General features: G+C 32.7%; 2 protein-coding genes. Both read left to right on the top strand.

Annotated elements, in window-relative coordinates:
* Positions 1–806, top strand: an 806-nt coding sequence (locus tag L1D51_RS21325) for a glycosyltransferase (protein ID WP_239964814.1), incomplete at its 5' end; no start/stop codon positions are given.
* 43 nt (positions 807–849) lie between these two features.
* Positions 850–1,777, top strand: a 928-nt coding sequence (locus L1D51_RS21320; protein WP_239964813.1) for an EpsG family protein, incomplete at its 3' end; no start/stop codon positions are given.

Raw genomic sequence — 1,777 nt, 5'->3', positions numbered from 1 at the left:
ATTATGATGTAATAATTTCATCTGCAACAGATATATCAATTAGATTCATGCTTAATTTGCTAATTAGTAACAAAAAAGTAATTATTTGTGAGCATAACAACTACTACGCCGTTAAGTCTAAATTTAAAAAGTTTGCTAGAAACATTTTATTCAAAAGAGCTGACTTTTTATTTTTGTTAACAGAAAGAGATAAAGAAACTTATCTCAATAAAGGGTTTAATACAGACAAGCTACATGTCATGAAAAATCCACTTGGGTTGCCATTACCAACTTATATGGAAAAAGAACCAACAAAAAAACTTCTGGCTGTTGGGCGCTTAACAAAGCAGAAAAGCTTTTCTAGACTTTTAAGAATAATTGCTACCCTAGATGATTCATTTAACTTAACAATTGTTGGTGACGGCGAGGAAAAAGAAGAATTACTATCTCTGAGTGATGGCCTAGGCCTAAAAGATAAAGTGAATTTTTTAGGAAATCAAAAGGACATGGATACAGTCTACAGAAATCATGATGTTCTATTAATGACTTCTATTTATGAGGGGTTACCCATGGTAATTGGTGAAGCTAACGCATATGGCTTGCCAGTAATTGCCTATGATTGCCCAACAGGCCCCAGAGAGTTAATCCAACATAACTTTAATGGGTACCTTATAGAAGATGGTGATTCAGAAGGTTTTTCTCGTTCAATAGAGCATCTTTTTAAAAACCCTGAACTTTACAAGGCAATGAGTGAAAATGCTCATTCCCATGCTAAAAAACAGTCAATTGAAGAAGTTGCTGCAAGTTGGAAGTTGTTTTTAGAGTGAGATTTTTGTTTTCCATTGGCGATATTACCTCGGGGCTGCATCAATGTTAGTTTACCTTTTACTTTGGTCACTATTTTTTCTTTTTGCCTCGTTATCAACTTTTAATAGTAGATCGCTAAGTGCTGTCTCACTTTTAAGTGCATTTTTTATTTTATCTTATTTCACAGGCTTAAGATATTACAGCGCAAACGATTACCTTTCATACATGTGGATTTATGATATAACCCCTTCGTTGTTTCAGTCTGATTCCAGCTTTTCAGATGTACCAGCAGAGGTGGGCTATGTATTTTTAAATTCAGTTTTCAAAATTTTTGATGCAGAAGGTTACCTTTTTCTGTTTGTATTAGCTTTTTTTAGTCTAATGCTTAAGTTTGTTGTTTTAAATAGAATTGCCCTATACCCACTTGTTAGTGCGTTTGTCTACTTTAGCTTCGTTTATTATAACTCTGAATTCATCCAGATACGCTGGGCTTTTGCACTTTGTTTTTTATACTTTTCTGCATACTATTTTGTATTAGAAAAGAAAAGAGCGACTTTTTTCCTTGTTGTTTTTGCTGCGTTGTTTCATGTAGCTTCGTTAATGTTTGTCTTTGTATTTCTAGCTTCACTCTATGTATCAAAATATAAACTGAAAAGTCTCACTTTTTTTGGTGGGTTACTATTATTTTTCTCCTCTAATTTTATTAATGTTCCTGAGCTTCTATTGAACTTTGCTCCATTAGATAATGGAGGGTATTTTTTAGTTAAAGTGAAAGGTTATCTTGAAAATGCTGAAGAGGGAATCGCGCTTCATGTACAACTTAGATATTTTTTGAGTTTTGTATTGTGCTACATTTTTTTCAAGATATATGAACCTAATAACCAGGATGATAAAGAGTGTAAAAGTTGGGTTGCTAAGGTTCAAGATAGATTGCTAGATATTTATCTTGTTTCTTCTTCTATATGCTTTTTATTTATGAGTTTTCCTATAT

Origin of the sequence: Pseudoalteromonas shioyasakiensis, assembly GCF_022398475.1 — a bacterium.
GTDB lineage: Bacteria > Pseudomonadota > Gammaproteobacteria > Enterobacterales > Alteromonadaceae > Pseudoalteromonas.
Note: the sequence above shows the minus strand (reverse complement) of the source record. Positions and strands in the feature narration are given on the sequence as shown.